At 61.8% G+C, this 24630-nt stretch carries 15 protein-coding genes and 4 pseudogenes; 7 read left to right on the forward strand and 12 right to left on the reverse strand.

From position 1 onward, the window contains the following. From EN955_RS23450 to EN955_RS23465, 5 genes and pseudogenes are all read right to left on the reverse strand, one after another. A partial coding sequence (locus tag EN955_RS23450; RefSeq protein ID WP_245492843.1) for a Ulp1 family isopeptidase occupies nucleotides 1–3277 on the reverse strand: 3277 nt, incomplete at its 3' end. Nucleotides 3278–4110: 833 nt separating this feature from the next. Beyond that, nucleotides 4111–6417 (reverse strand): S9 family peptidase, encoded by a 2307-nt coding sequence (locus EN955_RS23455; RefSeq protein WP_024505658.1) that lies wholly within the window; start codon nucleotides 6415–6417, stop codon nucleotides 4111–4113. Nucleotides 6418–7084: 667 nt separating this feature from the next. Further along, nucleotides 7085–7316: pseudogene (locus EN955_RS35525) on the reverse strand (IS5/IS1182 family transposase); the annotation flags it as partial. 86 nt (nucleotides 7317–7402) lie between these two features. Continuing rightward, nucleotides 7403–8447, reverse strand: a pseudogene (fni, locus tag EN955_RS23460) (type 2 isopentenyl-diphosphate Delta-isomerase). An 88-nt stretch (nucleotides 8448–8535) separates the two neighbouring features. Then, nucleotides 8536–9429: pseudogene (locus tag EN955_RS23465) on the reverse strand (hypothetical protein); the annotation flags it as partial. A gap of 902 nt (nucleotides 9430–10331) precedes the next feature. On the opposite strand from EN955_RS23465, the gene EN955_RS23475 reads away from it, so the two are divergent. The 4 genes from EN955_RS23475 to EN955_RS23490 all read left to right on the forward strand — a co-directional run bounded on the left by EN955_RS23475 (nucleotide 10332) and on the right by EN955_RS23490 (nucleotide 13286). Then, on the forward strand, nucleotides 10332–10628 hold the full coding sequence (locus EN955_RS23475; RefSeq protein ID WP_024505654.1) for a DUF2604 domain-containing protein: 297 nt from the start codon (nucleotides 10332–10334) through the stop codon (nucleotides 10626–10628). Continuing rightward, nucleotides 10621–11238, forward strand: a complete 618-nt coding sequence (locus EN955_RS23480) for a putative metal-binding protein (RefSeq protein WP_024505653.1) — start codon at nucleotides 10621–10623, stop codon at nucleotides 11236–11238. Before EN955_RS23475 ends, EN955_RS23480 begins: the two co-directional genes overlap by 8 nt. 98 nt (nucleotides 11239–11336) lie before the next feature. Further along, nucleotides 11337–11723: a Mov34/MPN/PAD-1 family protein gene (locus EN955_RS23485; RefSeq protein ID WP_236383243.1), complete on the forward strand. Its 387-nt coding sequence runs from the start codon at nucleotides 11337–11339 to the stop codon at nucleotides 11721–11723. Nucleotides 11724–11726: 3 nt separating this feature from the next. Then, entirely contained in the window at nucleotides 11727–13286 is a 1560-nt protein-coding gene (locus tag EN955_RS23490) for an E2 ligase fold family C protein (RefSeq protein WP_024505651.1), read from the forward strand. Between the two features lie 206 nt (nucleotides 13287–13492). Here EN955_RS23490 and EN955_RS23495 read toward each other — a convergent pair whose 3' ends face one another. From EN955_RS23495 to EN955_RS23525, 7 genes are all read right to left on the reverse strand, one after another. Further along, nucleotides 13493–15961 carry a S8 family peptidase gene (locus EN955_RS23495; RefSeq protein ID WP_024505650.1) on the reverse strand — a complete coding sequence of 823 codons (2469 nt, stop codon included), beginning with the start codon at nucleotides 15959–15961 and terminating at the stop codon, nucleotides 13493–13495. A 17-nt stretch (nucleotides 15962–15978) separates the two neighbouring features. Continuing rightward, complete coding sequence (locus tag EN955_RS23500) at nucleotides 15979–16965, reverse strand: ATP-binding protein (RefSeq protein WP_024505649.1); 987 nt, start codon at nucleotides 16963–16965, stop codon at nucleotides 15979–15981. A 355-nt stretch (nucleotides 16966–17320) separates the two neighbouring features. Next, the gene (rlxS, locus tag EN955_RS23505; protein ID WP_024505648.1) at nucleotides 17321–19291 is read right to left on the reverse strand and encodes a relaxase/mobilization nuclease RlxS; all 1971 of its coding nucleotides are present in this window, start codon (nucleotides 19289–19291) and stop codon (nucleotides 17321–17323) included. A gap of 178 nt (nucleotides 19292–19469) precedes the next feature. Continuing rightward, the gene (locus tag EN955_RS23510; protein ID WP_024505647.1) at nucleotides 19470–20153 is read right to left on the reverse strand and encodes a lytic transglycosylase domain-containing protein; all 684 of its coding nucleotides are present in this window, start codon (nucleotides 20151–20153) and stop codon (nucleotides 19470–19472) included. Continuing rightward, nucleotides 20141–20689, reverse strand: a complete 549-nt coding sequence (locus tag EN955_RS23515) for a S26 family signal peptidase (protein WP_024505646.1) — start codon at nucleotides 20687–20689, stop codon at nucleotides 20141–20143. Before EN955_RS23515 ends, EN955_RS23510 begins: the two co-directional genes overlap by 13 nt. Beyond that, nucleotides 20686–20955 carry a helix-turn-helix domain-containing protein gene (locus EN955_RS23520; protein ID WP_024505645.1) on the reverse strand — a complete coding sequence of 90 codons (270 nt, stop codon included), beginning with the start codon at nucleotides 20953–20955 and terminating at the stop codon, nucleotides 20686–20688. Before EN955_RS23520 ends, EN955_RS23515 begins: the two co-directional genes overlap by 4 nt. A 181-nt stretch (nucleotides 20956–21136) precedes the next feature. Continuing rightward, the gene (locus EN955_RS23525; protein ID WP_024505644.1) at nucleotides 21137–21460 is read right to left on the reverse strand and encodes a DUF736 domain-containing protein; all 324 of its coding nucleotides are present in this window, start codon (nucleotides 21458–21460) and stop codon (nucleotides 21137–21139) included. A gap of 1010 nt (nucleotides 21461–22470) precedes the next feature. On the opposite strand from EN955_RS23525, the gene EN955_RS23530 reads away from it, so the two are divergent. The 3 genes and pseudogenes from EN955_RS23530 to groL form a co-directional block, all read left to right on the forward strand. Further along, complete coding sequence (locus EN955_RS23530) at nucleotides 22471–22779, forward strand: hypothetical protein (RefSeq protein ID WP_024505643.1); 309 nt, start codon at nucleotides 22471–22473, stop codon at nucleotides 22777–22779. 101 nt (nucleotides 22780–22880) lie between these two features. Beyond that, nucleotides 22881–23174: pseudogene (gene groES, locus EN955_RS23535) on the forward strand (co-chaperone GroES); the annotation flags it as partial. 65 nt (nucleotides 23175–23239) lie between these two features. Next, nucleotides 23240–24630, forward strand: a 1391-nt coding sequence (gene groL / locus EN955_RS23540; protein ID WP_127223462.1) for a chaperonin GroEL, incomplete at its 3' end; no start/stop codon positions are given.

The raw sequence follows: 24630 nt of genomic DNA on the forward strand, positions 1-24630 counted from the left end.
GTTCCCCTGGCTCGAACGCCATCATCGATGGGGAAGCGGGTTCATCCTCCAACAGCTGCCGCAGTTCCCCTGGCTCGAACGCCATCATCGTTGGGGAAGCGGGTTCATCCTCCAACAGCTGCCGCAGTTCCCCTGGCTCGAACGCCATCATTGGTGGGGAGGCAGGCTCGTCCTCCAACAGTTGCCGCAGTTCCCCTGGCTCGAACGCCATCATTGGTGGGGAGGCAGGCTCGTCTTCCAACAGTTGCCGCAGTTCCCCTGGCTCGAATGCCATCATCGGTGGGGAGGCGGGTTCATCCTCCAGCAGCTGCCGCGGCTCTTCCTCGTGCGGCAAGCGCCTCCTTAGCCGGTCTTGCAGCGCCTGCCGATCGGCAACGAGGTTGTCGAGGGGCAGCGGCTCGTGGTCTGGCCGCTGCCCTTTCACCAATCGTTCAACCAGCGCCCACGTGCCCTCCAGGACAAATACGCCGCAATCATAATGGTTCGTCTGTCTGGCCATGGGGGCTGGCGCCAAGGTGGCATTCAGCAGTCCTGCGAGCTGTTTTGCAGGCACGTCGTTATATCCCTCTCGCTGGAGGGAGTCGTAGTGATAGGCGAACCGCCTTTCCGGGTCGCGGCGATCAACGAGCAGCAGCGACCAATGGGTGCCGGGGCTAGTAGCCGTGCCATTATTCACTGGCAAGAACAGGAAGTCGGCTGTGGCGTTGTTTTGATTATAGATGGACTGCAATATGCCTCGAGCGTCTTGCGGCGACGTGTGTCGCAGTAGATGGGATACGGAAGGATCCACCAGCCGAGTCCGGGCAGCGAGCGCCGGATTGATCCCCTGCAGTTGCCCCTCCAGCAAATTGTAATCTCTCTGGATATGGGCGTCGCTCAGCCATTCGGCGGCGCCGAGCACCCGCCCCGTTGCAACGTTGGACGGGGCTGTCGGATCGAGCGCCCCGATCTGAGCCCCAGAGGAACTGGTAGTCAGTGTGGTCACATCAACCAGTGGAAGGCCGCGGTAGGTGCCTGGCAGCCTAGCGGTTGCTGGCGAGGCGGGTTGGGGAGCTCTTGCCGGTGCCGCTGGCCCAGCTTCAGCAGCGGCCCCAACGCGCCTGGTGACTGCGTCTGCCGGATGAGCAGAAAGGACAGTTTCGCGCCCGAGCACAATGCGCGGCAGGATATCCCGGAGGTGAGCCAATGCAGAACTGATACTTAGCCTATTACCATAGGAGACAGCCTTGAAGCTCTCAACATCTTTATCCAGCGATTTGTCGTGAATCCGAGCCGCAATCCCAAGCTTGTTATTTTGACGCAGGTACTGACTAAAATGTCTAAGAAAATTTGTATAGCCGCCCACGGTATCTGGATTCCGTCCGGTCGCAGGCGCTGCCAGGTACTCCTTGGTCGAAGCGGCTCTGTAATTTCTAATGAGCTCGGCATCGTCAGGATAGGGGATCACGACAGGGCGAGCCATAATCGGGGCTCCGCCTGTCGACTTCTTGAGGTAACGCAGTGCGCCAGCCACGGTGGAGGAACCACCCGTACTCTCGTACTCCTTGAGATCCTGATCCAGCGACGAATGGTAAAGCCGAGCAGCAAACCCTGGCTTGTTGTTTTGAAGGAGCCACCGACTAAAGCCGAAAAGAGAATTTACATTGTAAGTGACCGTGTTCGCTTTGGCCTTACCCGCGTGGAATGCTGCCCTCAGCCCTTCGATAGCGGTCGCATCGTTGGAATAGACAGGACGCTTGTCGGCACCGTCGGGGACTACAATTGGACGATCCGGCTGCACTGTCGAGGGCATCGACCCACCACCTCCGGGATGCGGTGCTGGGGTGGATTCGTGCTCATCCCTCTGCCTGACGAGCTGCGCCTCACATTCCGGTGTAGCCACCTCATGAGGATCCTGCATCGGTTCGATCCCCTCCATCTCCTGCTGCAACCAAGCCAAAGCTTGGCGAGCGGCCTGCGCGGCTTCATCAACCGCGGAGGATGTCTCCACACCTCTGGCGGACGCCGGCAGAGCCTGCTCCGCCCGCCGTCGAAAGAGCTCTGGCGAGGCGGATTTCTCCGCCCACAATCTGGGCTGCGTAGCGAGTCCCCGTCCAGATTTATGTGGCACCGCCTCGCTTGGCAGCGGGCTGCTCCTGTCCCGTGCAGCTACCAGCTCCTCCGGGGCGCCCTGGTCGCCGTGGCGCCAGTTCAAGTGAGGGACGGCCTCTCCAAAGTCGGGCGCTTGGTGTTGGTGCGCGGTTGGGGCGAGAGACAATGGTAGATCGGTGCCCTCCTTATAACCTACCGGCAGGAGCTCCTCTGGCCAATCGAATCCCTGCTGTGGTGCGGTATGCTGAGCAGCGTCGCCACGGGGACGAGCCTCCATGCTGACCGCGTTTTCCAGATGATTCCCGAGTATAACGCGCGGCGGGTTCTTGCGGAGATAAACCAGCGCAGATTCGATCGGAGCTCCACCATTAGAGGAGGCGGCCTTGTAGCTCTCAACATCTTTATCCAGCGATTTATCGTAAATGCGACCCGCAATTCCGAGCTTGTCATTTTGACGTAGGTAATGACTGAAATGGTTAAGAGCAGTTGCGTAGCCGCTCGCGGATCTGAAATGTCTGGTGAGCGCGGCGTCGTCAGGATGGGGGTTCAGGACAGCGCGACCCACAATCGGGCCGGCTCCGCCCATCGACTTCATCAATTGACGCAGTGCGCCAGCCACGGTGGAGGAACCACCCCTACTCTCGTACTCCTCGAGATCCTGGCTCAGCGACGGATGGTAAAGCCGAGCAGCAAGCCCTGGCTTGTTGTTTTGAAAGAGCCAACGACTAAAGCCGAAAAGAGAATTTGTGCTGCGAGTGACCGTGTCCGGCCTGGCTTTACCCGCAAGGAGTGCTGACTTCAGCCCTTCGATGGCGGTGGCATCGTTGGAATAAACAGGACGCTTGTCGGCACCGTCGGGGACCACAATTGGACGATCCGGCTGCACTGTCGAGGGCATCGACCCGTCGAGATGCGGTGCTGGGGTGTATTCGTGCTCGTCCCCCTGCATCACAAGTTGCGCCTCCCGTTCCGATGTACCCACCTGATCGGTGGGGAGTTGCATCATCACGCGAGCGCCTGAGTTGCCAACCTCACCTGGTTGCCGCTCAGTGACAGCATGCTGCAGATTGCTTTGGATCCTCTGCCTCTTCGTTGGTCTCAACTCACCTTTACCATGCGAGCCATTGACGAGGACCTCCTCGCCTAGCGCACCCATCAACTCGTCCGCCGCCTGCAGTTCGCCCAAGTGCTGCTCAAAACCGGCTTGGCCGGCCTGTCCGCTTGCTCGTGCGGTACGGCGTGCTGCACCTGCAGCCAAGCTGCCACGATGAATGTCTAGTTTGTACGGGTGCACGCTATCCTCACTTCCACAGATCACATGAGCAACCTACTCAGGCAAGCTTTCGAGAGGCTGACGAGGTCCGCCGCCGCGGAAGGCGAAGGCTGGTTTTCTGCTCAGCGGTTGACGGCCTCGCGTGTTGCGGCCGCGCCGGGTATCACGCCAATCAATCTGAATAGTCGATGCGTCAAACGAACCAGGATGGGATTTTCGTAGCGGGGCTGCTCTACTCACTCTTGTCCTGAGGGCAGAATTCAACCATATCGCCGAGCAACTGGATGCCGATTGGATACCCGATCCGGAAAGCTTCAGCTCATATGTGACGCGAGGATGAGAATCGTGGCAGCTCCAGACCGACGGGCTGCCACCCACAGCGGCGATGACCGACGAGGGTCTTCTATTGCCAAGGCAATCGTCCGTTCGGGGACCTATGTGTTCCAATGCTCGTCGAGCGGATCGGTGGGCCGCACCGCCGTAGCGTTACGGCGAGCGGAAGCGGCGTTGGGTGCGGCTTTTCCCCTGAACGCTTCACACCAGGCTGATAGGGGATCTTGCAATCGCACACACGCGGTCTGCAGGCGTGCCTATCAAGCAGTTTGCTCAGACCAACGCCGCGGCGAGCCGATCCTCAATACGCAGCGCAAGTCCTAGACTCCACGATCGTCCTTCGGTGCAGATTTGCTCGCGCCTCGCCCTGATTACAGCTGATAAGGCGAGCTAACAATTGCAAGAGCCACAAGCTATTCCAGCTCGATCGGTTTGGTGTTCCAGTCGGGCGGGGTCTGACCGAGAATGTTGCGAACGAAGAAGTCTAGGAGTTTGCGCTCGGTGTAGGTGCCTAGAGTATGGTGATTGGCACCAGGAACGTAGACCATGTCAAAATCTTTTCCTGCCTTGATGAGTCGATCGGCAAGCTGGAACGAGCAAAACGGATCGACATTATCATCCATTTCGCCGACCGCGATCATCAGCTTGCCCTGCAGCCTGTGAGCATTGTCAACGGCGGAGGATTGCGAATATTCAATGCCGACCGGCCACCCCATCCAAAGTTCGTTCCACCAGGTCTTGTCTATCCTGTTGTCGAAGCAGCCGTTTTTGGCGACGGCGACCTTGTAGAAATCGGGGTGAAAGAGCAGCGCGCTGACTGCACTCTGGCCGCCGGCGGATGCGCCAAAAATGCCGACGTTGGATATGTCGTACCATGGATATTGCGCGGCCGCCGCCTTGTGCCACAGAATGCGATCGGGAAATCCTGCGTCCTTCAGATTCTTCCAAGCAACATCATGGAAGGCGCGGGAGCGGTTGTTGGTGCCCATGCCGTCGATCTGAGCAACGACGAAGCCCAGCTGCGTGAGCGGCTCTGTCCACCGCGAGAAGGATTTTGGGACGAAGGAGCCGTGGGGTCCAGCATAGATATTCTCCACAACCGGGTATTTCTTCGTCGGGTCGAAGTTGGCTGGCAGGTGGAGCACGCCCCAGATGTCAGTTTTGCCGTCGCGCCCCTTGGAATGGAAACTGAGCGGCGGCTGCCAGCCTGCGGCGACGAGCTCAGAAATGTCGGCCGTCTCGATCTGCTGGAGCTTGGCATTGTCGCTGGCGCGGTAGAGTGCCATGCGCGGGGGCAGATCGATGCGTGACCAGAGATCGACATAATAGCGCCTGTCAGGCGAGAACTCGATATGGTGGTTGGCCGGTTCGGGCGTCAGTGCAGTCAGTCCCTTGCCGTCAAAGCCGATGCGGTAAGCATGGACCCAATAGGGGTCCTCCTGCGAGTTCATCCCGCTCGCCTCGAACCAGATCTGACGCTTGACCGGATCGACATGGTTGACCCTCCGGACGACCCACTCACCTCGCGTGATCTGGTTTTCGAGCGCGCCTGTCCGGCCGTTGAAAAGATACAAATGCTCATACCCGTCGCGCTCTGATGCCCAGATGATCTCCTTCCCGTCATCGACATCGTAACGGAAGATTTTTCCGGCATCCTCCTGGCCATGCCCCAGCGGCAAATAATCAACGAATGTCTCGCTGGTCTCATCGATCAGGGAGCGCCCGCGGCCCGAGGCGGCGTCTACCTCGACCAGGCGATAAAGCTGATGCCCGCGCTGGTTATATTCGAAAGTGAAGCCGCGGCTGTCCGCCCACCACCGGAGAGGGGAAAGTTCGAAGACGTTCGAGAAGAGGGCACCGTCAATCACGATCTGGCGCCGGCCGGCAATGTCGAACAGGACTGGCTGGGGCAGCGGAAGGACATCGCCCGGCCTGGGATAGAATTTTGTTGAATATTCCCGCTCCAACTGGTCCGTCGAAGAATTGAGGTAGCGGACCTCTCGCCTATAGCCGGGGCGAACAAGGTAAGCGGCGAGGTGGCGCGAGTCCGGCGACCAGCTCAGCGTCGAAAAGACGTAGCAATTGCCTTCGGCTCCGTCCCGGCTCAGAGGAACATCCTGCAATCCGTCCTCGCTGCGCAGGAAAACGTTGCAGTTCTTGATATAGGCGATCCATTTGCCGTCGGGCGACGCGTTGCTCTTGTCGGGGTTGTTCTCCGCTGGCGGCGTGTAGCGGTGGCTGAGCTCCCTACGGTCCCCTTTCCTTGCATCGAATGTGGTGCTGGTACAGTCATAGCTTGCAAGGTCGCAGCTCCACCGGGTGTCTTCAATCTGGAAGTCGAGCCTGCGACCATCCTCACTCAGTTCGAAACGGTCGAACGGAAGATTGCCGGCTTGATAGCTCTCATGGCTCACCTTGTTTAGCGCTGCCGCCAGACGCGCCTGATCGAAAGCGGGCCGCTTGAAACCCGTGGCAGCATCGACCTGCATGAACTGCTGCTCGCCGTGGCTAGTCCGGCGGTAGACGAAGGCTTCACCCCCGGTCAGCCAGAAAGGCATTTTGGGGACATTGACAGTGAGCCCGCCATATCGTTCGTTGATCGTAAGTGCGCGCTTGAAATCGGCCGGCGCTAGCGTCGGGTGTAAACTTTTCGAACCCTTGGCCAGCGTCTGAGTTGCCGATCGCCATGCGGCGCGCGTCAAAGCGCCGATCCTGGACATACCTGTTCACTTCTTTCGGTTTTCGGAATGCTAATTTTGAAGTTGGGTTCTCGTCGCCGGTCTGCAGCAGCGCCGAAGCGTCGCCTTGGAGGAGAGCCAGCACGCGGGTGCAGCCAGGCACGCGCAACAGGGGCGCTCCTTGGACATCCAGGCACTGGTTCGGGTGCCGATTGAAGAGTTGGCGTCCGCCGCCGAAACAACCAGGAAAGAGCGTCCATGCAGCCCTGACGCGACTATTTCCCCGCGAGTATGGCCGCTTGCTTTTCTGCATCATCTGAAAGGTCCTGCTCTAGTCGGGCCGGATGTCACCCCGGCAGAAATCATTGTGCTATTTCGACAATCTCCGAGCGATTGCCGCCGGCCCATGACGAGGTTTACCGATAGGGCGCAATATGCGTGCCAAAGGAAAAGCGGTTTAAATACACGGCAATCCGCCTATGTCGCATCCCCAACATCGTCGCACACCGGACAATGCCGGACGAAATTGTCCCGGGGCGTCAAATTGGTTTGATGGTGACCCAAGGAGTTCTGGCTTTATCTGAGGCGTTCGGCCTTTTTCGAAAGCCGGACTCTTCGCGCGTTTCCGACGGCCCGAAGCGCCTGATCAAAGCTGACGGCATTCCCGGGTCTTGGCCTTGCCACAGCAGCACCTGCTGCATCAATTCCGACGGACGCTGTAGAACACCTGCAACACACGGCCCGCAGCAATTTCTCCGGCGCAACGCTGGGGCGACCGCCTTTGGCACTGCAGGCGTACATGCCGGAAAGGATGCCGTCTAGCCGCACCAGCGCTCCATTGATCATCAGCCGGTGCGGGCACCAGGATGACCGGCTGGAACGAAATCTTCCAACCGCTTCATCGTGAACAGCTGCTCCATGAACACATCGCTCCCGTCAATCGAGCCGTCTCGCCAGGGGGATCAATAGTCTGTCTTTGGCGTAGGTATTTCAGCAGCCTGCTGTTAGCGTGCGGACGACGCCGACATCAACCGGCGGACAAATGCGACGAGGGCAACAAGCGCGCCTGACGCAACGCCGCCAGATCAGCCGAGCCCGTGCAGAAGCAGGCGACGGCCAACTGGCGGATGACGATCTCGAAATGCGCGACAACGGCCCCGGTGGACACTGTCGCCGCGCCCAGCACGCTGGCCGCCTGCCCGGCGATGTCCGCGCCCAGGCGGATGGCCTTGGCCACGTCGACGCCATCGCGGATCCCGCCCGACGCGATCAGCTTCACCGTTGGCAGCGCCCGACGCACCGCCTGCACGCTGGTCAGGGTGGAATCCCCCAATCGGCGAATGACATCGCCACTGCACGGTCGGCGGCATTGCGGGCGCGCTCGCCCTCCACTGCGGCCCAACTGGTGCCGCCGGCGCCGGCGACATCGATTACCGCCACGCCCGCCTCGACGAGCGCACAGGCACCGAGGCGGACAGGCCCGCCCCCACTTCCTTGGCCACCATCGGCACGCCCACGATGCGCGCGGCGCCAGCGATCAGCGCCAGGACGCCGCGCCAGTTCGCGGTCGCCCTCCGGCTGTACCGCTTCCTGCAGCGGATTGAGATGGACGATGAGCCCATCGGCCTCCAGCGCGTCCACCGCGCGACGCGCCAGGTCCAGGCCGTCGGCCTCCCGCAGTTGCGCGGCGCCGATATTGGCCAGCAAGGGAATGTCTGGCGCCAGGCGGCGCAGCGCGCGCGTTAGCCCCTGGGAGTTGCGGGATTGCAGGCTCACACGCTGCGAACCGCACATGGCGATCCCCAAGGCTTGCGCTGCCTCGCTCAAATGCCGGTTGATGGCCTCGGCCCGTGGCATGCCGCCGGCCATAGAGCTGATCAGCAGCGGCGCGCGCATAGCCTTGCCCAGCAGCGAGGCGCGCAGGTCGATCTGCGTCAGGTCCAACTCGGGCAGTGCGCAGTGTTCGAAATGGATGTACTCCCAGCCAGCGGCCACCGTGGCCGGCGCCGTTCGCCGATCCAGCACGATGTCCAGATGTTCGTCCTTCCCCGGCTCAGGGCGGTGTCGCTCATGCTCGCTCCATCCGTAGCAGCGGGCGACGGCGTTGCGTCGGATCGAACCGACGGCAGCGCGCCCAAGCCGCCGCCTCCGGCGCGTCCAGGCCGACGCACGCTGGCCTCCCCCTGCAGCGTCGCTGCGATAGCGGCTGGTCGAAGTCTGGTAGTACTGCGCGCGGATCGCCGCCATCGCCTCGATCAACGGTCCCCACGGCGCGGGAAAGCATTCTTCCGCCATCACCCGGTGCAGCATGCGCGTATGGCCGGCCAACTCGTCGTTGAGGAACTCAACCACAGGCATAGCCGGATAGCGCTGCAGAAGCAGGATCGCCGCGTTATCGCCGGCCGACCTGTCCTTGTCGCGTCCATGCAGATCGTTCTGCAGGCGCCCTATCACTGAGATGAGCCGCAGGACCTGGCGAAACGCTGGACGCGCGCGCAAGGTCGCCATGTCCAGCCCCCACAGCAGCGACAGGCAACAGAACACGGTCCCGTAAGCGATCGAATCGATGCCGTTGTGCAGGTACTCGGCGTAAGACCAGCGTCGCGCCCCTGCCGCCTGCGCGTGTCCGGCGCGCAGCGCCGCGCAGTAGCACCGGGTATAGTCGAGAAGCCGAGCATAGTCGTGACGATCGTAAGCGAGCGCAGCCAGCGAAGCGCGCAGCTGAGCGCAGCCCTCGAATCCGGAGAGCACGCACGGTACGCCGTGCCCCAGCGCCTGCTCCAGGGCGGCGAGCTGCTCCGGCGCGATCAGGCCAACGTCGTTGCAATCGTCTAGCCAGAACAGCAGCGCCAGTTCGCGATAGAACGCCACGATCAGCGTTTCGTCCTGCGGATCGCGGCCGGTGCGGGCGCTGGTGTCGCGCAGGCTCGGGTGAATGCGTTGCAGGATATACTGGCCGCCCCTTACCGCTTCCTCAGCATGCTCATCCGCGAAACCGGTCAGGGCACGCCCCCACTCAAGCACCTGCTGCAGCGCGCGTTCGGTCTGGATCATGGCGCCGCCCCTGCTCCCTCGGCTACGACGCGCCGCCCACAACGAAGCGCCAGCCACAACCCGGCGAGACCGCATCTCCGCGCCATAACGGCGATCGCGAAGTTATCGATCCGATTGCCAGTTGCTGATGCAAGCTCTTGTGAACGGCCGTTAGGACCGGCCCGCAGCCTCGCCGGCAGTATCGAGCAATCCGCTTGCGCCGGCTCGCCATAGCAGGCGAGGACGGCAAGGTCGCCGGCGGCAAACGCACGCGAGCACATTGCAAGCGACATCCGCGAACGCGGCGCCGACTGGTCAGCCTCCGCCTCGGTGCCCGCATATGTCCGCGAGTCGAGCAGCGCCTTCGCCACGAAATGAGCAGAACGCCTTACGAGCATCGACCGCCGGCTGCTGCGCATGGGCGATGATGAGGCATGGTCTCGCAGCGGACCCGTTCCGACAGATGCTGCACCAGGGACGAGGCGACCTTATCCAACAAGGCACCACTTGCGCTGTTTGTGGAGACGAGCGTCGGCTGCATCCATGCGGCTGCTTGAGTGGTGAAGACTCTGAACGACGGTTCCTACGGCGCTGCCGGCGCAATCGGCTGCTTGGGGGACGCGTGACGCAGTCAAAGCTCCCCTTGCCAAGCACGGAGCAGGCGAGTGAGAGAGCAGATGAATAGGCGTGTCGCCAATATTTTTGCATTGCTCTAATCGATTATAGTTGTGAGGAGCAATTTGAGACCATTTACTTGCGGCTCAAGTCACCCATAAAAGAAAGCAAGCACCGATTCGGTAGCTTATCCCCTGTCTTTCGCGTACTCGCGGCCGTGGCGCCGGGTGAACGATTGAAGACCGCCGGTCTCACTCGCAGGTGGGCGCCAGGGCGTGGGGCGGTTGGCAAGCCACAGGAGTAGGACAATGTCGAAGGATTCGGGTAAGGGCGATAATCACGGCGGCGGACCGGGCAAGATCGAGATCACGGTGGTGGTGAACGGCCAGCCCACGCAGGTCGAAGCCAATCCCAACCAGCCGCTTCACGTCATTCGTACCAAAGCCCTTGAGAACACGCAGAATGTCGCCCAACCAGCCGAGAATTGGGAATTCAAGGATGAGGCCGGCAACTTGCTCGATGTCGACAAGAAGCTTGGCGACTTCGGTTTCCCGAATACTGTGACCCTGTTCCTCAGCCTGAAGGCGGGCGTCGCAGGTGCCTAAACACCAAAGTGTGGATCCGGAGGTCTCCCGAGCGAAGTTTGATCGGGAGATCGGCCGGTTCCGGCCATATGCTGATGTCTATCGGGCTCAGGGCTGCTTCTTGATCGAGGCGACCTTTCCGCGCGCTTTCTTCATTTTCGCCAGCCCCAAGTTAAAGCCACGGGTGGTCAGCGCAGCGAGCGAGGTCGACTTCACCGACTACGACTTAAGACCACCGTCCGTGGTCTTCGTCGATCCGTTTACGCGTCATCCGATTGCCCGGAAAGATCTATACCTGAAAATGCTTAGACGTCCGCCGCTGCCCGGAACGCCGCCGGAGATGATAGGAGCTCTCATCCAGCAGAACGCCGTGCCGCTGACGGACTTCATCCAGGCCAACAGTCCCGAGGACGAACCATTCCTGTGCATGGCGGGCGTCCGGGAATACCACGACAATCCAGCCCATTCAGGTGATCCATGGCTGCTTCATCGGGGTTCTGGCGAAGGCTGTTTGGCCTTCATCCTGGACAAGATCATCAAGTACGGAATCGTTCCTATAGAGCAGTTGCAGATTCAACTCCAACCGACAATCGTAGGAATGGTGGTATCCCCTCAGGCGATACAAGAATGACTGGTTTGAGAGATGTAACGATCGTGACTCTCCCGCGCGGCTGCATCTCGACCACGCATGGGCATCTGCGCTCAGTTGGTCGCGAGGGCAATGAGGGGATGGCGCTCTGGGTCGGCGTTCAGCAAGAGCGGCACTTTGCCGTAACAGAGACGGTTATCCCGGCGCAGCGTCACATTCGGACAAACGATGGCGTTTGCGTGATCGTTGCGGCCGAAGAACTGCACCGGCTCAATGTCTGGCTCTACAAAAGCGGCCTGAAACTCTTGGCCCAGATTCACAGCCATCCGGGCCGCGCCTACCATTCGACGACGGACGACGCTTATGCGGTTGCTACCACGGTTGGGTGTCTGTCGCTGGTCGTGCCGAATTTCGCCCGCGAGCCTTTCGATTTTGCTCGGGTCGCCGCCTATCGGCTTGACGAAAAGGCCAAATGGAATGCGCTCCCTCCCGCGGCACTGTCGCGAATGATCATGATATCGAGTTGAACAATGGCATTCGCTAACTTCATCGATCGCGCCGCCACGGCGGCATCTCAGGTCCTGGCCGATTTTCATCTGGGAGACTTCAAAGCAGCTCTTGAAAAGCAGGTCGTGGCAGTCGCCTTCGACCATCAGGCCGCTTCCTGCGCCGAAGGCCAGGCGACACTAGATCTTGCGGTGAGATTGCTCGCTAGGCTCTACCCGGTTCTGGCGATACTCCCGCTGGACAGCGCGGCGAGCTCTCAAGCCCAAGCGCTGGAGCGCTTGGCAAAGTCGATCAATCCAAAAGTCGGCATCCGGCGTTCCGGCAAGTCTGCCACCGTCTGCGTCGTTGCAGGGGTAACGCGCCCATCACTCCGGTGCCCGATCTTTTTCGTGGGATCGGACGGTTGGGCGGCAAAGCTGTCGCGTACGGACCCGGTGGGCTCTGGCCCAAGTCTGCTGCCTTATGGAGCTGGCGCCGCCAGTTGCTTCGGCGCCGCCAACGTCTTTCGAACTATCTTCGCTGCCCAGTTGACCGGCGCCGAGTTGGACGAAACCATCGACCTCTCGCTATGCAGCTACGACAAGACCAAAGCCGGAGAGCCTGGCCCGATCGACTTCCCAGTCGACCTTGGCGAAACCCACCTCGTTGGGCTCGGTGCGATAGGCCATGGCTCGCTTTGGGCGCTAGCGAGACAACCCGATCTCAAAGGTCGTCTGCATGTAATCGATCACGAAGCGATCGAACTCTCAAACCTGCAGCGCTACGCATTGGCTGGCCAGGCGGAGATTGGTATGTCCAAAGCGGTTCTTGCAGCCACCGCCCTTAGATCGACTGCCCTTGAGGTCGAGGCGCACCCTCTGACGTGGGCAGAATATGTTGCGCGCCGGGGCAATTGGGTCTTCGACCAAGTGGGTGTGGCGCTTGACACCGCCGCCGACCGTCTGGCTGTCCAAGGTGCACTGCCGCGATGGATCGCAAACGCTTGGACGCAGGAGCACGATCTCGGTATCTCCCGGCATGGTTTCGATGACGGCCAGGCTTGCCTTTGTTGCATGTACCTGCCATCCGGAAAATCCAAGGACGAGCACCAGCTGATTGCCGAGGAACTCGGAATACCGGAAGCACACGAGCAGGTGAAAACGCTCCTGCAGACCAATGCCGGAGTTCCCAACGACTTTGTAGTTCGCGTGGCTACAGCGATGGCTGTGCCGTTTGAACCGCTAGCCCCGTTTGTTGGCCAGCCCCTGCGCTCCTTTTATCAGCAGGCTATCTGCGGCGGTCTGGTGTTCCAGCTTAGCGAAGGAAGTCGCCGCGTTCGAACTGTGGTTCCGATGGCCTTTCAGTCGGTGCTTGCCGGGATTATGCTTGCCGCGGATTTGGTCAAACATAGTGCGGGGTTTCCCATGAGCCCGACGACGAGCACTCGGGTGAATCTTCTGCGCCCCCTTGGCTCTCACTTGCACGATCCGAAGGCCAAGGACTCCAGCGGCCGCTGCATCTGTAGCGACGACGATTTCATTGCCGCTTACAGGCGCAAATACGGCGAGCGCGTTGATCAGGTAAGCGATGTCTCGGCCGCCTAAGCAGACGCGCACCTCTCTGTAGACGCAGGGGGCGCGGCTTGTGGGCGTGACCATGGGCGCCATTATGACACGCTTGGCCCGCTCCTTTGGCGGCCTATCGTCCTCCGCGCATGATCCCTGTTGCCGACGTGATGATCCAGCACCAGCCGCCATGGCACCAGAGGCTGGTCAAACCTCCGTTGTTGGCCGGTTTGGACAGTGCTGCATCAGGTCTCGACCGACGTCTCGACAGTCAGGGCTGCTTCGACGGGTGTGAAGATGTCAACATCGACCCCAGGCGCCCGAATCGTCACAATCAGGGCGTACCGAGCCAGAGCGTCGACGCGTTCCAGGTAAGGCTTCTCCTTCCACCAGCCCCCGACCGGGAACACGCCGATCGCGTCACGCTCGGCGAGATCGGCGGCGCTGCCCGACCAGAAATCGGCGTGCAACGAGCCGCGATCGCGGAAGGTGCCGAGCAGCCACTCTTCTCCGCCTCCAGCAGGCGCCCCTTCCTCCTCGTCCCGAGCGGCCTGATTGATGCGGGCTCGGAATTCGTCGACTGTCTCGGTCGCTGACTTTACTCTGAACCGAAGACCATGGGACGCGTAACGATGCCGGCGGGTCCATCCGCGTTCACCGGGGTTGGGTTCGATGAAATAGGACAGCGTGACGCGGAGCTCGACCTGGGCAGCGCCGAGCGCCGCGAGCTGCTCCTTCGGCCAAGGCAGGCGATGCAGCTTCATGTCACGCGTTTTGGCAGCCGCGCCGCCCTCGCGCTGGAAAGGCTGAAGCTCATCTTCAACGATAAGCGTGAGGTCGTTCACCGTTGACAGAAGCGCGCGCCCAAGATCTGGCACGCCGTAACCATAGCGCCGCACGAGCGCCTGGATCTCGCCCTTCGCTCCGTTGCACGCATCGATGCGTGCGCGCATCGCCGGAGTCCATTCGGCCGAGTGGACGATCAGGGCGCGAACCGTTTCAGGCCACAGCTCGGGGCGCGCTGATAGAATCAGTCCCGCCATCCGTGCGGCATGGGCCGTTGCCGCGCTCGTATCTCCGAGGGTGGTGAAGTGGCGCAGTTCGGGTCGATAGAAAGTGGTCAATATCTGCAGATCGTCGATCGGCTCGCCAGGCAACACACCGTCATGGGCGAGATTGCCGCCTTCGAAGACGACCTCGGGCTTCACCGGCCACTGCCTGTCCCAAACGACCGAAGTGCGACTGCGCGGCGAGAGCTCGCCGACCGGCGCGATCGGAGCGTAGCCCGCAAAGTCGGTGTCAATGATATCGACCTTTTCTGTGAAAGCGCCGACCGTCAGCGCATTCCAGGCCTGAGAAGGATCATCGACTGCTTCCAGATCGTTGCGCGTCAAATGCTCGGCCGGCATGAGGTCATCGCCGATGTTGCCGGCAGAGAGAACGATCAAGCGTCGCTGCTCCTCTTCGAAACAGAGTTGGTCGATAGCGGCAGACCACGATGTGGGCCTTCCACGCGCCGGACTGGCGCTTGTCACAGCCATTGCGATCGCGCGGCGGCGCTCCGGCGCCTGCACCTCGGCGCGGGCGATCGCTTCCGCGGTGATCGCGCCATAGAGTTCTGGATCGTTTGCCTCGTCTTCTGGCGGAAGGATACGGACACTCTCCAGCCGAAAGGGCAATGGAACTGGATCGCCTCCGACCAGGAGCGGGACCAGATCACCGTACAGGCCGACACCTGCCATTCGCGTCCCGTGGCCGCTCCACGCAGGTGTGTCGTCGCTGCCCCATGCCGGTTTGACGGTGTGCCAGTCTTCAACGGCAAGTGCGGGTTCGATCAACGGGTGGGTGCGACGTACGCCGCTGTCGAGAATGCAGACCGCAATATCGGATTGAGGCGGTCTGACGCGCCCGAGAAGCTCGTCGCTCCAGTCCCTTTGCTCCGCGCCACCAAGGCCCATGAAGAAGGACGGCGTATCCTTCGCGCGCCGCAGCTCGGCGACGACATCGCTGTGCGCAATCATGCGGTCGAGCATTGCCGTGCTGGCGAGTGCCAGCATGACCACCCGCTCCGGAAACCTGACCGCATGCGTGCGCAAAGTGATGTTCAGGGCTTCGGCAATGTGCTCGAAGTTCTCGCGGCGACCGTCGCGCAGCCAGACTTCCCACCACACCTGCTCGTCAGCGGCCTGGGGGAAGAGGTCGTCGTGGTCGGTAAACAACGATCGTGCAGTCGCCAGCCTGACTGTCTCCATGCGGGAGACGAGCGGCTCGTTGCGCGGTCTGCCGCGGTCAGTGTCAACGTCTCGATACGCCTCGACTTTCCGCAAATAATAGGCTTGCGCGCTTTGCGGCAGGAACACCGACGCTGTGATGGGAGCACCGGGTTGAGTTGGCTCATGGACGGCGACCAGCTCCATGTGCCGGCGACGATCGGCCAACTGGTCGAGGGCCGCCCGTCCGGACATGGGCAGATCGATCTCGAGGTAAAAGCCAGGCGTGCCGACCGACAGCTGGGGGTCACGCGCCGCAATCTGCTGGCGTGCACTTTCGACCGCTTGTTCGATGGATTGCGTCAAGGCCGCAGCATGCGACGCCCGATCACGCGCCGGCAGCGGCGGTGCATGTATAAGTTGGTTGGGCCGCCGATAGGCTTCCCGAATGCCGTTGTTGCGAAGGTGGATATGGGCGCGGTCGCGCGGAAAATCGTCTGCCATTATGATCTGTGCTGTCGCTACTCAGACAGCGAAGCCTGCCGGCGTTCCTTCAGAGCGTCGATGAGCGCTTCCGAGGTGATCCGCTTCCCCCCCCGCAATATGATGGTTTTTGCAGCGTCGTCGGCCGCGCGGGTGATCTCGGCCTGCGACAGTCTCTCTGCCTGAGAGATCGCCTCGTTCCAGGCAAGCCCTCTGGTGTCGAAGCGGTCGAGTCGAGCCCGAAGCAGCGCCTCGATAATCGGCCGATCGGGCACGGCGTATTCGATGACATCGTCGAAACGGCGGAACAAAGCTCTGTCGAGCAGCTCGGGATGATTTGTTGCCGCAATAATCAGGCTGTGGCTGTCGTCTTGCTCGAGAAACTGCAGAAACGAATTCAGCACGCGCCGAATCTCGCCAACATCCTGGCGTTCGCCTCGACGCGCGCCGATGGCATCGAATTCGTCAAAGAAGTAGACGCCCCGCGTCGCCTGCATTGCATCAAAAACAAGCCGCAGCTTTCCGGCAGTCTCTCCCATGAACTTGGTGATCAAACCATCGAGGACGATCATGAAAAGGGGCAGATGAAGCTCCCCGGCCAATGCCGATGCGGTCATCGTCTTGCCTGATCCTGGCGGGCCGACCAGAAGCAGTTTGCGACGGGGAACAAGCCCGTGCTCGCGCAAGCTTGCTTGTTGGCGCTGCTCTCCCAGCACGCGGTGCAGGCGCGAGCGCAGACTGTCCGGCAAAATCATGTCCGTCAGTCGCAGGTCCGGATAGCGCACATGCAGGAGGCCTGCGAGTTCGCCCTTTGGCTGAAAAAGGGGAACCGGCCGACTGCTCTTGGCAATCCGGGCGTCCCTGCTCTTGGCTGCGTCGACCAGATCCTTGAGCTCCTGAGCAAGCTTGCCATGGCCTTGACGTGCCTCATGCGCAGCAAGCTGCATCGCGATAGAGAGGAAACGATCCTCGTCGCCGGCAATGTGGCTTTTAAGCAGCGTCACGATATGGCGGGCCGTGGTCATGGCTCTCTTCTGGGGTATCCGTTTACTTGGCGAAGCGCATGCAACCTAAACGCTTTCAACGGCGATTTGTAACGCGCAATGGTGTTTTTTCTCTTGTCGATGTTCGCCCGTGGCAACTTCAGCGGTGAACTGTTGCGCCGCGGTCATAGGCCAGCCGGAATAACGCCGGCCAGCAGACAACAGTCCGCATCTTCGAGCGCTCGAAGTCTGGCCACTCACGCAGCGTGTCGGGTCCGAACGCTCCAAAGCCGCCCCGCCTGGCAGGTCCATGCGACCGATTGCGGGCGTGCGGCCATAAGGTCTACGCGGGCTCGCATGGCTGCCCGCGCCGCTGGCTAAAAAGCTGTACACCATCTCACGAAACACCAGGTCCGCTCCTTTGCCGGCCGACGGTCCATGAAATCCCCTCCCCACTCACGACACCGGAGACCTCCTTGCCCACATGGCGCTCAAGCACCGGCCGCCATGGCACCAGCGTGAACTCGCGCGACTTTTCAACGACGGCATATTTTCCGCTGGCAAGCTCGACGGAGCGGCGGAGCGTACCCTCTACTCGTCCTCCGGATCGCGCTTCGGCATAGGGCAGGCCAAGTTCCTCCGACAGTTGGCCAGCAACACGGTTCAGTTCTCGCTGGCGCAGGATCGAAAGCATGTTGGCTCGATAGACGATCCCATCCTGTTCTTTATGCGCGAGGCCTTGCGCGATCAGCCACTGCCGCCGGCGAGCTTGCGCCTCTCTCACGTCGCGGCCGAAGCCGGATCCGTGCAAAGGCTCGGGTCTATCGGCAACCAGCTCCCGGTCGAGCCAGGTGGCGCCGTTGAAGCTGACCTGTCGCTCCAGCGCCATTGAGGAGAGCTTGTCGGCAACGACAGGCTCGGCCCTGGCCCGCTGGCCCTCATAATTCGCGACGCGATCGAGATGGTCCGGCGCGATGAGCCAGGTGCCGTTCGGCTCTCGCTCGACGCCGCCGGTCGCGCGGCGGATCGCCTCCAGCCGCCGCACATGCGTTCGCGCAAAGCTCTCGGTGGCGGATGGGTCATGCTTCAGGTGCATATCGACGTCGTAACGGCCGCCATGCGCGGCGGCGATTTCGGCGATGGTACGATCGACCTGCCTCGGCTCGGTGTTCCTTGGCGCGACACGCACGATGCAGCCATTAGGCATCGTTTCCATCGCCTCGCCTCTACCGATGTTGATCCAATGGCTCTTACCGTCGACGGCGTCGACGATCATGTAATGGCGGTCATTGATCTCGTCGGCCAGTCCACGCGCGACAACGCGACCGACGAGAGACTGGACGGGCTCGCCGGATCGATCGTGGATCACCCAGTCGGCGGCCCTGCGGGCAAGCCCCTTGCCGGTCAGTTCGCGGTGCATGGTCTTGATGATGTCGCCGCGTTCGCCGGTGCGGCGCAGCGTGGCTTCGAGCTCATCGTCGAGGCGCCAGGAGCCAGCGCCGACCTCCGCGGCCAGACCCATCCGCTCGAGCTTGCGCAGCCGTCCCTGGTGCAGCGTCTGGCGAATGGCGTCGGGACCGCCCGGCGAGACCAGGCCGTCATCATCACGCATGCTGAGCAGCCGACGGTCGATGCTGGTGAAGCGTTCCTGCTCCATTTCCCGGCGCAGGCGAAGCTCAATCTCGCGGTCGGTTCGCGGACCGAGATCGAGGCTGACCAGCTCGGCCGCCCGCTCGCGGATGCCAGATGAGATATATTCGCGCGCGATGACCAGGTTCTCGCCACGGTCGTCCCTGCCACGGACGATGATGTGGCTGTGCGGGTGGCCGGTGTTGAAATGATCGACCGCGACCCAGTCGAGCTTCGTGCCGAGGTCTTCCTGCATCTGCGCCATGAGCCGCCGCGTCAGCGCCTTGAGGTCGTCGTACTCGATGCCGTCTTCGGCAGCGACGATGAAGCGGAACTGATGGCGGTCGCCGTCCGCGCGATCGATGAACGCCTTGCCGTCGACGCGGCCGCTGTCGGCGCCGTAGAGCTCGCCAGGTTCACCTTCGCGGGTGACCCCGTCGCGCTGAAGATAGCGTAGATGGGCACGCGCCCCGTCCGCGCCCTTGCCGGCGAGCTTGACGACCCGCGCCTTGACGATCACCCGGCGCTGGCGGAAGGCGGCATACCGGTCGCGCGATTTCAGCAGTGCGGCGGCCGCCCCGCCGCGCCCTGTCCGGCTTCCTGTGAAGCGACCACCGCGTTGCGGCCGGCCGCCAGCCCGGTTGATCGCCGCACGAACCTGGCCGGCATAGCGTTTGCCGGCCTTCGAGCCGCGCGACCCGATTTTGCCGAGCTTCGGCCTGAACTCGTCATCCTTAATGCGAGCCTCCCAGACATATCAAGCAAAATCAGACACTTACACGTCCAACCCTCTTGGCACCGGCGGCAGCCTCCCGGAAAAACGATGTGCAGACAAAGATTTAACCGCCTCCTGGAGGCGGTACCTTTATCTTGCCGTACGCGCCCAGCCCCGCCAGACGCGCCCCCGTCCGCCATGGCTAACGCACCGGCTCCTTCGGCTGCGCGCCGTCCTTGCCGAGCGGCACGAAGAGATCGCCGTTTCGCACGCCTGAGTGAACACCGTCATGAATGAAGAACAGCGACCGTCCGAGAGGAGCGATTTGCGCCTTTGGAGCGACAGATTGGCTTTCGAACGCCTCGATGTCGGCCGCCGAAACTCCGGCCGCCTTGAGTTGGTCGAGGTACTCGACGGTCTCTTCTGGCAGCGGTTTGCCACGCTTCAAATGCTCGTCGTAGCGCTCGGGACCGGCATTGTAGGCGCCAAACAGGCCAGGAAATCCGAAGCGGTCATACATGGCACTGAGATAGGCCGTGCCGGCCAGGATATTGTCGCGCGGATCGTGGGGGTTAGGCCCAAGGCCGTGTTCGACCCGCATCTCTTCATAGGTGCCGGGCATCACCTGCATGAGGCCCATGGCGCCAGCGGGGGAGGTGATGGGGCGGCCGCCGCGCATTGTCTTGCCGCCGCTTTCGGCAGCCATGACGGCATAGATCCAGGCTTGGGGAATATGGAAGCGCCGGCTTGCTTCCGATACCAACGTCTGCCACTTTCGCAGCTGCGGACTTTGGGAGATGGCGACCGGCTCAGCGCCGGTCGAGGCGGAACAGGCGCATGGCGCAATGGCGATCATGCCCAACAAGAGGAGGGTCACTCGGTCCATAGTGGTACGAGCCTCCCGATGACATTTTGAGTGGGAACAGGCCCGAAATAGCGGCTGTCGAAGGAGCGGTTTTTGTCGCTGCCGAGCAGGAAAACCTCGTTATCCCCGAGCGCTCGGCAGCCGTTCCACCATGGCAAAGGTCGGCCTTCGGCGTCGATTTTGAGCCGGCGCGCGACGATGTCGCCGCCGATGATGATGGCGTCATTGAAGGCGCAGACATTATCGTCCGGCAGCGCTGCAAGACGTTTTGCCAGCGGCACATTGCGAGGCAGATAGCTGCGCTCGGCGGCGAGATACGCCGCGTATTCAGGCGGGCGCACGAGCACGAGATCGCCACGCGCCAGCGCTCCCGCAGCGATGCGGTAAAGGCCGATCGGCGCGCTGGCCGAGGCGTTCCAGACCAGCCAAGGGGCGGGCTTTCCCAGCGCCGTGAAGCCCAAAAGACCGAGACCGGCCGCGGCCAAGGCGACCGTCTTACGGGCTCGAACACGCCTCAGGCGGCTGCCGATCAGATGGATGGAAGGGCGCCGCCTCATGAACGGCCTCCCGTGCCGCCCTGGCCGGAACCGGCCTTGCCATCGCCGGCGATGGAGTGCTGCGGGTGTCCTTTCGACCAATGGTCGAGTTCGTCGATGTGATAGCGGACATAGCGGCCGTGCTTGCGGAATTTCGGGCCGCCGCCCTTGAGCCGCATCTTTTCGAGCGTGCGCTGGGAGAGCCCGATATAGAAGGCGGCTTGGGCTGTACTGAGAAACGGGCTGCCCTTTTTCGCGCGGGCCGCGCGTTCGTTTTCGTCGTCCATGATGATCCTCGTTTCGCTTCGGACAAGCGAGGGCGACGATGGGCGAGGGAGATCGTCTCGGGGACGGGCGAAGAGTCGGGGGAGAGTTTTCGCCGCCCTTTAGGGCGGACGGGGTTTGGGTGGAACTCCTGGGAATGAGCCCCGCGCCGGGGCTGCGGCGCGAGGCTCTTATCTCGGCCGGTCAGTCGGCCGGGTTCCAGATGATGGCGTAGGTGTCGTGATCGTCCTGGCCGGCGGCGCGGCCGAGATTGGCGTAGAGCTTGCGCGGTCCGAACTCCGGCGCTGCAATCGACAGGCTCACATAATCCTTGCCGGAAGTCTCGCCGGTGCGGATCCAGCCAGCGCCGACTTCGACCCCTTGCGTAAGCACCCGGAAGTCGGGATGGTTATCGGCGCTCTTGGCCTGGTTGGGGACGATATCGATGTCGGCGCGGACGCTGAGCGTCTTGAACTGGCCCTTGTAGGCGCCGTTTTCCTGCTTGTTGACGTAACCGATCGCGGTCATTTCGAAGTCTCCTTTTGTGGTTTCGCCGGGGACCATCCCCTGCGATGGCGCACCGTAATGGGCGCGTCAGGACCGCCTGAATCCGACAGGGCCGCAGCGACAGTGAAGGACCCGAGCGGGCAGCTTTTTTGTGAGCGAAGCGGCGCGAGGAAGCCGCCGCAGGCGGCGGGGAAAAAAGCTGATGGCGCGAGGGTTTCGGGCGGCCGGACCCGCCCATAGGTCGACAAGCCAGCCGCAGGGATGGTCCTTGGAGAGAGCATGGAGACCGCTCGCCAAGTGCGGTCTGTCAGCCAAGCAGGACGCCGGGATGAAACGGCCTGCAAAGATGCTGCGCCCTTATGCCGGATCGAGATCGTGCCAGCGGGTCGGGCGCCAGAGCAGACATCCGGCATGGTGCGATCTATGAAAGCAGGGCTCGCCAGCGGGAATTTGATACGCGAGGGGGCCAAAGTAAGGCTGGATGAGAAGCCGGTGCTACCTGCAGGTCCAGTGTCATGTGGCGGCGCTCGGGAAACCGCTACGCAATGTAACGCGCTCTTATGAGGCGAACAGACCGGCCCCAAAACCGATCGACCGGTGGTCGGCGCGAAACGCGTCATGCCTGTCCGAAAGCTGACAGTGGCAGAAGACGCATGTCGGGTTCCGCACAATTGACCATGCTGGATTTGTGAGGTTTTCAGGGAGAGCCATGCGTTCACTTCCCAGTGAGCTTTGGCACGGCATTTGCTCTTGATGTGGCAACACGGATCGAAGGTTGACTGCATGCACAAGCGCGAGATGAGCAATGCTCTCCTTTCCTGGAGGCTTGGCAGCAGATTCGATTTGACGTTGCGAGGAGCTTCAGCCGCTCGCGGCGGAAGTGATCTCAAATCTGAAGGCACCGTTGGGGCCGCAGCCATCAAACACATCTTTCTCTTTTTCGCAGCTCGTCTTCAACGCGATGCGGACTTCTTCGCGTCGACGGCGGCCGAAGGTGGAGAAGGGGCTCGACTTGCAAAAAGGAGTTGTCAATGACGTCTTACGTTCGCACCAACAGCCCGGCGCAGGTGCGCTCACTGTCCACCTTTGGCAAGCATCTGCAAAGGAGCGTGCTGACGGCGACGCTGCTTGCCGCGGCTTCGACGGGAAGTGAAGCGCAGCCCTATGTTCGTGCTGACGGCAGCACGATTGACGACTTGGAAGCGGCGCGCGCAAGTTGGCGTCATGACGCCGAATTCAATGGAAATGTGGGGCTCGCAGCCATCAACACGGATGCCGCGTATGCGTTGGGTTCCACGGGGAGGGGGCCAGAGCTCCTCGCCTGCCCTCGTCCGTCTTGACGAGTGCCCGATTACAGCCTACCTCACTATCGCGTTAGCACTCGTCCATCGCGAGTGCTAACAAAAACCCCTCAACATCCGCACCAGGGAAAAATCCGAAAATGGCAAAGTCGAAGTTCCGCCCGCTGCATGACCGCGTGGTCGTTCGCCGGGTCGAATCCGAATCCAAGACCGCTGGCGGGATCATCATCCCCGACACGGCAAAGGAAAAGCCGCAGGAAGGCGAGATCATCGCCGTCGGCTCCGGCGCTCGTGACGAAGCTGGCAAGCTGGTCCCGCTGGACGTCAAGGCCGGCGACCGCATCCTGTTCGGCAAGTGGTCGGGCACCGAAGTCAAGCTCAATGGCGAAGACCTTCTGATCATGAAGGAATCCGACATCATGGGCATCATCGGCTCATATCAGGCCCTTTCGTCAACTGAATTCCCGGGCTCGATTGAAGCCCCTGCCAGGAGCTAAAAATGGCTGCCAAAGACGTAAAATTCTCCCGCGATGCCCGCGAGCGCATGCTGCGCGGCGTCAACATCCTCGCTGACGCGGTGAAGGTCACGCTCGGCCCCAAGGGCCGCAACGTGGTCATCGACAAGTCGTTCGGCGCCCCGCGCATCACCAAGGACGGCGTCACCGTCGCCAAGGAAATCGAGCTTGAAGACAAGTTCGAGAACATGGGCGCACAGATGGTCCGCGAAGTTGCTTCGAAGACCAACGACATCGCCGGCGACGGCACCACGACCGCGACCGTTCTGGCGCAGTCGATCGTCCAGGAAGGCCACAAGGCGGTTGCCGCCGGCATGAACCCGATGGACCTGAAGCGCGGCATCGACCTCGCGGTAACCGACGTCGTTGCGACGCTGATCAAGAACGCCAAGAAGATCAAGACCTCGGAAGAGGTTGCCCAGGTCGGCACCATCGCCGGCAACGGCGATGCTTCGGTCGGCTCGATGATCGCCGAAGCGATGCAGAAGGTCGGCAATGAGGGCGTCATCACGGTCGAGGAAGCCAAGACTGCTGAGACCGAACTCGAAGTCGTCGAAGGCATGCAGTTCGACCGCGGCTATCTCTCGCCCTACTTCGTCACCAACGCCGACAAGATGGTTGCGGATCTGGAAGACGCTTACATCCTTCTCCACGAGAAGAAGCTCTCCAACCTGCAGGCCATGCTGCCGATCCTCGAGGCTGTCGTGCAGACCTCGAAGCCGCTGGTCATCATCTCGGAAGACGTCGAAGGCGAGGCTCTGGCCACGCTAGTCGTCAACAAGCTACGTGGCGGCCTGAAGATCGCCGCCGTCAAGGCGCCGGGCTTCGGTGATCGCCGCAAGGCCATGCTGGAAGACATCGCCATCCTCACCGGTGGCCAGGTCATTTCCGAAGACCTCGGCATCAAGCTCGAGAATGTTGGCCTCAACATGCTCGGCCGCGCTAAGAAGGTGTCGATCTCCAAGGAGAACACCACCATCGTCGACGGTGCCGGCAAGAAGGCCGAGATCCAGGGCCGCGTCGCCCAGATCAAGCAGCAGATCGAGGAGACCACCTCGGACTACGACAAGGAGAAGCTGCAGGAACGTCTCGCCAAGCTCGCCGGCGGCGTTGCCGTCATCCGCGTCGGCGGTGCGACCGAGATCGAAGTCAAGGAAAAGAAGGACCGCGTCGATGACGCCCTCAACGCGACCCGCGCGGCCGTCGAAGAAGGCATCGTTGCTGGTGGTGGCGTTGCGCTGCTGCGCGCTTCGGCCAACATCAAGGCCACCGGCGTCAATGCCGACCAGGCCGCCGGCATCAACATCGTGCGTCGTGCGCTGCAGGCTCCGGCCCGCCAGATCGCGGCCAACGCCGGTGCGGAAGCATCGATCGT

The organism is Mesorhizobium sp. M7A.F.Ca.CA.001.04.2.1 (genome assembly GCF_003998485.1).
GTDB lineage: Bacteria > Pseudomonadota > Alphaproteobacteria > Rhizobiales > Rhizobiaceae > Mesorhizobium > Mesorhizobium ciceri.

Coding starts and splice junctions, on each gene's coding strand:
- EN955_RS23495 (WP_024505650.1), bottom strand. CDS start 15,961: ATGGCAGACGATTTTCCGCGCGACCGCGCCCATATCCACCTTCGCAAC.
- EN955_RS23475 (WP_024505654.1), top strand. CDS start 10,332: ATGTCGAAGGATTCGGGTAAGGGCGATAATCACGGCGGCGGACCGGGC.
- EN955_RS23500 (WP_024505649.1), bottom strand. CDS start 16,965: ATGACCACGGCCCGCCATATCGTGACGCTGCTTAAAAGCCACATTGCC.
- EN955_RS23520 (WP_024505645.1), bottom strand. CDS start 20,955: ATGGACGACGAAAACGAACGCGCGGCCCGCGCGAAAAAGGGCAGCCCG.
- EN955_RS23515 (WP_024505646.1), bottom strand. CDS start 20,689: ATGAGGCGGCGCCCTTCCATCCATCTGATCGGCAGCCGCCTGAGGCGT.
- EN955_RS23530 (WP_024505643.1), top strand. CDS start 22,471: ATGACGTCTTACGTTCGCACCAACAGCCCGGCGCAGGTGCGCTCACTG.
- EN955_RS23510 (WP_024505647.1), bottom strand. CDS start 20,153: ATGGACCGAGTGACCCTCCTCTTGTTGGGCATGATCGCCATTGCGCCA.
- EN955_RS23490 (WP_024505651.1), top strand. CDS start 11,727: ATGGCATTCGCTAACTTCATCGATCGCGCCGCCACGGCGGCATCTCAG.
- EN955_RS23485 (WP_236383243.1), top strand. CDS start 11,337: ATGGCGCTCTGGGTCGGCGTTCAGCAAGAGCGGCACTTTGCCGTAACA.
- EN955_RS23525 (WP_024505644.1), bottom strand. CDS start 21,460: ATGACCGCGATCGGTTACGTCAACAAGCAGGAAAACGGCGCCTACAAG.
- EN955_RS23455 (WP_024505658.1), bottom strand. CDS start 6,417: ATGTCCAGGATCGGCGCTTTGACGCGCGCCGCATGGCGATCGGCAACT.